Here is a 7,486-nt window from a genome sequence, read left to right as displayed (position 1 = left end):
CGCCACACGCAGGACACCACCACGGCGGATCACGCGCCACACGCAGGACACCACCACGGCGGATCACGCGCCACACGCAGGACACCACCACGGCGGATCACGCGCCACACGCAGGACACCACCACGGCGGATCACGCGCCACACGCAGGACACCACCACGGCGGGCGCTACCCGCCCGGCGTAACGCGTGTGGCGGCGTCCCCCTGCCAGACCCCCGCTTGCGACGGCGCGCTCGCCGAATGCCGATCTCCCACCCGGTCCCCGGCCGAGGCCGGGTTCCACGACGCTTCGCCTGCCACGGTCCCGAGCCACCGCGGGCAGGCCGTAGCTTCGCGATCCGCCGATCCCCCTCATCGGCCACCGCCCGGCGCCGGAGCTGAGCGATGTGGACTTCGCCGAGTCCCTCACCCCTCGGCGTGGGAAACCGGCTCCGCCCGTAGGGGATCGCACCGATGCCGCCATCGCGGCCCATCGGCTCCAGTGCTGGATCGCGAGCCTGAGGACCCCACGTCGGCACCAAAGCCGACCCGCGCTCGGTCCTCAGGCGATGCGGTCGATGATCAAAGGCGACTCGGTGAACGCCTCGCCGACCTCGTACGCGCCCTCCAGGGCATCCAGGGCCCGGCCGAAACGGTCCGCCGTGTCCGCGTGCAGGGTCAGCAGCGGCTCGCCCTCGCGGACGCGGTCGCCTGGTTTCGCGTGCAGGGTGATGCCCGCCGCGTGCGACACCGGGTCCTCCTTGCGTGCGCGGCCGGCGCCCAGGCGCCACGCCGCCACGCCCACTCCGTACGCGTCCAGGCGGGTCAGTACGCCCGTCGCCGGGGCCGCCACCTGGCAGGTCTCGTTCGCCACCGGCAGTGCGGCGTCCGGGTCGCCGCCCTGGGCGCTGATCATCTGACGCCAGGCGTCCATCGCCGAGCCGTCGCGCAACGCCTCGGCCGGGTCCTTCGCGCCGGTCAGGCCCGCCGCGGCGAGCATCTCGCGGGCCAGTGCCACGGTCAGTTCGACCACGTCCGCCGGGCCGCCGCCGCTCAGGACCTCCACCGACTCCGCCACCTCCACCGCGTTGCCCACGGTGAGGCCGAGCGGCGTCTCCATCGCGGTCAGCAGGGCGACGGTGTTCAGCCCGTGGTCGCTGCCGATGTCGACCATGGTCCGGGCCAGTTCCCGCGCGTCGTCGGCGTTCTTCATGAACGCGCCCGAGCCCGCCTTCACGTCCAGCACCAGCGCGCCCGTGCCTTCGGCGATCTTCTTGGACATGATCGAGCTGGCGATCAGCGGGATCGACTCGACCGTGCCGGTGACGTCGCGCAGGGCGTACAGCTTGCGGTCGGCCGGGGCCAGGCCCGAGCCGGCGGCGCACACCACCGCTCCCGCCTTGCCCAGGACGTCCAGCATCTCCTCGTTCGACAGTGACGCCCGCCAGCCCGGGATCGACTCCAGCTTGTCGAGGGTTCCGCCGGTGTGGCCCAGGCCGCGCCCGGACAGCTGCGGGACGGCCGCGCCGCAGGCGGCGACCGTCGGGGCCAGCGGGAGGGTGATCTTGTCGCCGACGCCGCCGGTTGAGTGCTTGTCGGTGGTCGGCCGGTCGAGCCGGGACCAGTCCATCCGCTCGCCCGAGCGGATCATGGCCTCGGTCCACCGCGCGACCTCGGCCCGGGTCATCCCGCGCAGGAGGATCGCCATCGCCAGAGCGGCCATCTGCTCCTCGGCGATCTCGCCGCGGGTGTACGCGGCGACGGCCCAGTCGATCTGCTCCGGGCTCAGCGAACCGCCGTCGCGCTTGGTGCGGATGACATCGACCGCGTCGAAACTCATGGTCGCGCTCCCCTCCTCACTCGCTCCACGGCCGACTCGTCCCTCGCCGGCCACTCCGCTCGCTCGTCGGCTCGCCGCTCCGTATTCATGGTCGCGCTCCCCTCCTCACTCGCTCCACGGCCGACTCGTCCCTCGCCGGCCACTCCGCTCGCTCGTCGGCTCGCCGCTCCGTATTCATGATCATCTCTCCAGGTCGTGCGGGCCGAACGCGTCCGGTAGTACCTCGCTCATCGGCTGTATGCCGCGCGTGGTCTCCAGCAGCATCGACGGCCCGCCGTGCTCCCACAGCAGCTGGCGGCAGCGTCCGCACGGCATCACCGGGTCGCCGTGGCCCTCGACGACCGACACCGCGACGAGGCGTCCGCCACCGGTGCCGTGCAGCGCCGAGACCAGGCCGCACTCCGCGCAGAGCCCGACCCCGTACGAGGCGTTCTCCACGTTGCAGCCGGTCACGATCCGGCCGTCGTCGGTCAGGCCCGCGGCGCCGACCGGATAGTCGGAGTACGGCGCGTACGCGCGGCTCATCGCCGAACGGGCCGCCTCCCGCAGCGCGGGCCAGTCGATGTCGGCCATCAGTGTCCTCCCCCTCGCCGGTAGCGCATGCCGTCGGCGGCGGGCATCCGCAGCCGCTGCGCGGCGAACGCCAGGACGAGCAGGGTCGTGATGTGCGGGCTGTACGTGACGATCTCCCGCGGCAGCGCGTCGGTCAGGAAGAACCACACGAGCACGCCAGCGCCGACCACGGCCGAGACCGCCGCCGCGACGACCCGCCGCCGGTAGCCGCGCCACACCGCCAGCGCCAGCAGCCCGATGCCGATCAGCAGCAGCATGGCGTGCACCGCGCCGGCGCCGCCGCGCAGCTGCAGCGCGTCGGTGTACCCGAACAGGCCGGCGCCGCCGGCGACCATCCCCGGCCTCCAGTTGCCGAAGATCATCGCGGCGAGGCCGATGTAACCGCGGCCGTTGACCTGCCCCTCCTGGTAGTTCGAGGACGCCACCATGGCCAGGAACACCCCGCCGATGCCGGCGAGCGCACCCGAGATGACCACGGCGGAGTACTTCATCCGGTACACCTTCACGCCGAGCGACTCGGCGGCGACCGGATTCTCCCCGCAGGAGCGCAGCCGCAACCCGAACGCGGTGTGCCAGAGCAGGTAGTACGAGACCGGCACGAGCAGGATGCCGAGGAGCGTGATCGGCGAGAGGTTCGTCAGCACGCCGCGGACCAGGCCCGCCAGGTCCGAGATGAGGATCCAGTGGTGCTTCTCCAGCGAGCCGAGCGGCTTGCCGACCCCGGGCACGCTCCACGTCGGGAAGCTCGGCAGCGGCGGCGACTGCGTCGCCCCGCCGCCCTTCTCGTCGGTGAACAGCAGGTCCGACAGGTAGCGCGTCACGCCGGGCGCCAGGATGTTGAGCGCGACACCGGACACGATGTGGTCGACGCCGAACGTCACCGTCGCGACCGCGTGCAGCAGCCCGCCGACGGCTCCCGCGACGATGCCGCCGAGCAGCCCCAGCCACGGGTTGCCGCTGAAGTAGGACGCGAAGGCGGCACCCCACGTACCGAAGGTCATCATGCCTTCGAGGCCGATGTTGACGACGCCCGAGCGTTCGGACCACATGCCGCCGAGCGCGGCCATGCCGATCGGCACCGCGAGGGCCAGCGTCGCGCCCATGGTGCCGCTGGAGGTGATGTCGGACTCACCGGTGATCAGCCGCAGCAGGATCAGCGCGATGAAGATGCCGCCGCCGACGGCCAGCATCCGGGTCCGGCGCCGCTCGCGGTCGCCGGTGCGCGGCGCCGGAGTCCGGATCTCCTGCTCGATCATGCGGCGACCTCTCCGAGCTGGGCGGCGACATGCCGCTGGTCGATGCGCTGGCCGACCCGGCTGACGACCTCGTAGACGACGACCACCGACAGGAGCACCGCGGCCTGGGTGATCGCCACGATCTCCTTGGGGATGTCGTTGAAGTCCAGGATCTGCGATGACACGTCCAGGAACGCCCACAGCAGGGACGCGAACGCGATGCCGACCGGGCCGTTGCGGCCGAGCAGCGCGATGCCGATCCCGGTGAGCCCGATGCCGGTCGGGAAGTTCAGGGAGTAGGTGTAGGACTCGCCGAGCAGCTGCGGCATGCCGATCAGGCCCGCGATCGCGCCGGAGATGACCATGGCCATGACGACCATGCGCCTGGCGTCGACCCCGCTGGCCACGGCCGCGCTCTGGGAGAGGCCGGTCGCCCGCAGGTCGAAACCGAACCTCGTGCGGTTGATCATGAACCAGAACCCGATGCCGGCCAGGATGGCGATCACCAGGAGGCTGTAGAGCTTCAGGTCGGTGCCGGGGAAGGGCGTACCGGGTACCCGGCCGGAACGGGAGATCGTCTTGGTGCCGATGTTGTTCGGGCCGAGCTGCACCGCGAGCCGGCCCGGATTCAGCAGATAGGCGATGATCCCGGTGGCGATGAAGTTCAACATGATCGTCGAGATGACCTCGCTCACGCCGCGGGTCACCTTCAGCAGGGCGGGGACGGCCGCCCACAGGCCGCCGACCAGCACCGCGACGATGATGATCACGAGCTGGTGGAGCACGGGGGGCAGGGACCACGCGCCGCCCGCCGCCGCGGCGAGCATCGCCGCGAGCCGGTACTGCCCGTCCACGCCGATGTTGAACAGGTTCATCCGGAACCCGACCGCCACGGCGAGCGCGGACAGGTAGTAGCCGGCCGCCTTGTTCAGCGTGTTGACGATGCTGTCCGGCTCCTTGCCGAACTCGAACATCGCCTGGAACGTCGACGGCGGGTTGAACCCGCTGATCGACAGCACGATCGAGGTGATCGCGATCGAGAAGACCAGCGCGACGAACGCCGCGACGAGAGTGCGGGTCCAGGACCTCGCGAACAGACGGTGGATCACGCGGCGCTTTCCTCTCCGGCGCCGGTCATGAGGGAGCCGAGCTGGTCCGGTGTGATGGTGGCGGGATCGGCCTCGCCGACGAGCCGGCCGCGCAGGATCACCCGCAGCGTGTCCGACATGCCGATCAGCTCGTCGAGGTCGGCCGAGATGAGCAGCACGGCGAGGCCCTCGGCTCTGGCGTGCCGCAGGTGGTCCCAGATCGCCGACTGCGCGCCCACGTCGACGCCGCGCGTCGGGTGGGCGGCGATGAGCAGCTTGGGATCGCCGGACATCTCCCGGCCGACGATCAGCTTCTGCTGGTTGCCGCCGGACAGCGAGGCGGCGGTGACGTCGATGTTCGGCGTCCGTACGTCGTAGTCGCGGACGATCCGCTCGGTGTCGTTCCGCGCGCCCTGCCGGTCGATCAGCCCGCCTTTGACGTTCGGCGGGCGGGTCTGGTGGCCGAGGATGCGGTTCTCCCACAACGGGGACTCCAGCAGCAGGCCGTGCCGGTGCCGGTCCTCGGGGATGAAGCCGATGCCGGCCTCCCGGCGCCGCCGGGTCGCCATGCCGGTCAGGTCGGTGTCGCCGAGCCGTACGACGCCGGCGGCGAGCGGCAGCATGCCCATGATCGCCTCGACCAGCTCCGCCTGGCCGTTGCCCTCGACTCCGGCGATGCCGAGGATCTCACCCTCGTGGATGGTCAGGGAGACGTCGTCGACGACCGCGCGGCCGGTGGCGTCGCGTACGGTGACGCCGTCCATGGTCAGGACGGGGACGTCGGTCACGGTCGACTCGCGCAGCTCCGGCACGGGCAGTTCGCTGCCGACCATGAGCTCGGCGAGCTGCCGGGCGGTGACGTCACCGGGCCGCACGGTGTCGACCGTGGTGCCCCGCCGGATGACCGTGATCGTGTCGGCCACCGACAGCACCTCGTCGAGCTTGTGCGAGATGAAGATGACGGTGAGGCCCTCGCGCTTGAGGTCGCGCAGGTTGCCGAACAGCTCCTCGACCTCCTGGGGCACCAGCACCGCGGTGGGCTCGTCCAGGATGAGGATCTTCGCGCCGCGGTACAGCACCTTGAGGATCTCCACGCGCTGGCGGGCGCCGACGCCGAGTTGCTCCACGAGGCGGTCGGGCTCGACGCCGAGGCCGTACTGGTGGGAGATCTCCTCGATCCGCCGCCGGGCCTTCCCGCCGATGCCGTGGAGTCTCTCCGCGCCGAGGACGACGTTCTCCAGAACGCTGAGGTTGTCGGCGAGCATGAAGTGCTGGTGCACCATGCCGATGCCGCGGGCGATGGCGTCGGACGGGCTGTGGAGGGCGACCTCCACACCATCCACCTTGATCGTCCCCTCGTCCGGCCGCTGCATGCCGTAGAGGATCTTCATCAGGGTGGACTTGCCGGCGCCGTTCTCCCCGACGATGGCGTGCACCGTACCGGCCGCGACCTCGATGTCGATGTCGTGGTTGGCCACGACACCGGGAAAACGCTTGGTGATGCCGTGCAGCTCGACCGCCGGCTCAGTGGTGGACATGGGCTGCTCCTACGCCAGTGAGCCCGGGAGGACGGCCGAGCCGGCCGGCCTCCCGGGCCCGAGCACCGAACGCCGTCACTTCTCGGGCGGCGTGATCTTTCCGGAGATGATCTGCTGCTTGAGGTCGTTCAGCGTGGTCGTCATGTCGCCCAGCGCCGACGGGTTGGACGTGGCGTAGTCGATGCCGTCGTTCTTGAGGCTGAAGCGGAGGTCGCCCTTCTGCACGGTGCCGTCGCCGACGCTCTTGACGAAGTTGAACACCGCGGTGTCCACACGCTTGAGCATCGAGGTCAGCACGTACGGCTTCTCCGCCGCCGACGCCGTCTGCCACTGGTCGGAGTCGACGCCGATGAACCACTTCTTCGCCGACGCCGCCGCCTCAAGGGACCCGCTGCCGGACAGACCCGCAGCGACGTACACCACGTCCGCGCCCTGGTCGTACATGCCCTGAGCGATCGTCTTGCCCTTGGCCGGGTCCTTGAAGCCGCTGAAGTCCGGCGGCTGGGAGATGTACTTGATCTGAATCTTGATCTTCGGGTTGATCTTCTTGGCGCCCGCGACGTACCCGGCCTCGAACTTCTTGATCAGCGGGGTCTGCACGCCGCCGACGAAGCCGATGTTGCCGGTCTGGGACTTCTTGGCGGCCGCCGCGCCCACGAGGTAGGAGCCCTCCTGCTCGGCGAAGAGCAGGTCGGTCACGTTCGGCTGCTGGATCGTGTTGTCGTCGACGATGGCGAACTTGGTGTTCGGGTACTTCGGCGCGACCTTGCCGAGCGCCGTGGCGTACACGAAGCCGACCGCGACCACCGGGTTGTAGCCCGACTTGGCCAGCAGCTCGAGCCGCTGGATCTTGTCGTTGTCGCTCTCGCCCTCTTTGGCCTCGAGGTCCTTGACGTCGAGCTTGAGCTCCTGCTGGACCTTCTGCAGGCCGGCGTACGCGGCGTCGTTGAACGACTTGTCACCCCGGCCGCCGACGTCGTAGGCGAGGCCGACCTTCAGGGTCTTCTTGCCGTCGCCGCCGCCACCACCACCGGTGGTCGCCTTCTTTCCGCCACACCCGGCGGCGCTGAGCGCCATGACCGCGCTCGCCGCGACGGCGACTATCTTCACTCCACGGCGCAAGGTAGCTCCTCCGTTAGTACCGGCCCCGCCCGAAATATGCCACTGGCATGAATCTTTTGGACCCTATTGGGCCCCGGGGACCGGACGGAACAAAGCTACCGTGTCGCAACGT

At 70.3% G+C, this 7,486-nt stretch carries 6 protein-coding genes; all 6 read right to left on the bottom strand.

Annotated features, from left to right (window positions below; translation table 11 throughout):
* Window positions 1–540: 540 nt before the first annotated feature.
* A complete protein-coding gene (locus tag QSK37_RS25045) occupies window positions 541–1,818 on the bottom strand; it encodes a thymidine phosphorylase (protein WP_285625445.1) in 1,278 nt (425 codons plus the stop codon).
* A gap of 180 nt (window positions 1,819–1,998) precedes the next feature.
* On the bottom strand, window positions 1,999–2,391 hold the full coding sequence (locus QSK37_RS25040; protein WP_285625442.1) for a cytidine deaminase: 393 nt from the start codon (window positions 2,389–2,391) through the stop codon (window positions 1,999–2,001).
* Window positions 2,391–3,644, bottom strand: a complete 1,254-nt coding sequence (locus tag QSK37_RS25035; RefSeq protein WP_432705603.1) for an ABC transporter permease — start codon at window positions 3,642–3,644, stop codon at window positions 2,391–2,393. Before QSK37_RS25035 ends, QSK37_RS25040 begins: the two co-directional genes overlap by 1 nt.
* Complete coding sequence (locus QSK37_RS25030) at window positions 3,644–4,735, bottom strand: ABC transporter permease (RefSeq protein WP_285625439.1); 1,092 nt, start codon at window positions 4,733–4,735, stop codon at window positions 3,644–3,646. Before QSK37_RS25030 ends, QSK37_RS25035 begins: the two co-directional genes overlap by 1 nt.
* Window positions 4,732–6,252: an ABC transporter ATP-binding protein gene (locus QSK37_RS25025; RefSeq protein ID WP_285625437.1), complete on the bottom strand. Its 1,521-nt coding sequence runs from the start codon at window positions 6,250–6,252 to the stop codon at window positions 4,732–4,734. The genes QSK37_RS25030 and QSK37_RS25025 overlap by 4 nt, the downstream gene beginning before the upstream one ends.
* 75 nt (window positions 6,253–6,327) lie before the next feature.
* Complete coding sequence (locus tag QSK37_RS25020) at window positions 6,328–7,374, bottom strand: BMP family lipoprotein (RefSeq protein WP_285625435.1); 1,047 nt, start codon at window positions 7,372–7,374, stop codon at window positions 6,328–6,330.
* Between the last annotated feature and the right edge of the window lie 112 nt (window positions 7,375–7,486).

This window comes from Actinoallomurus iriomotensis, assembly GCF_030269445.1.
Classification (GTDB): domain Bacteria; phylum Actinomycetota; class Actinomycetes; order Streptosporangiales; family Streptosporangiaceae; genus Actinoallomurus; species Actinoallomurus iriomotensis.
The sequence above is the reverse complement of the archived record's forward strand: the minus strand, read 5'-3'. Positions and strand labels throughout refer to the sequence as shown.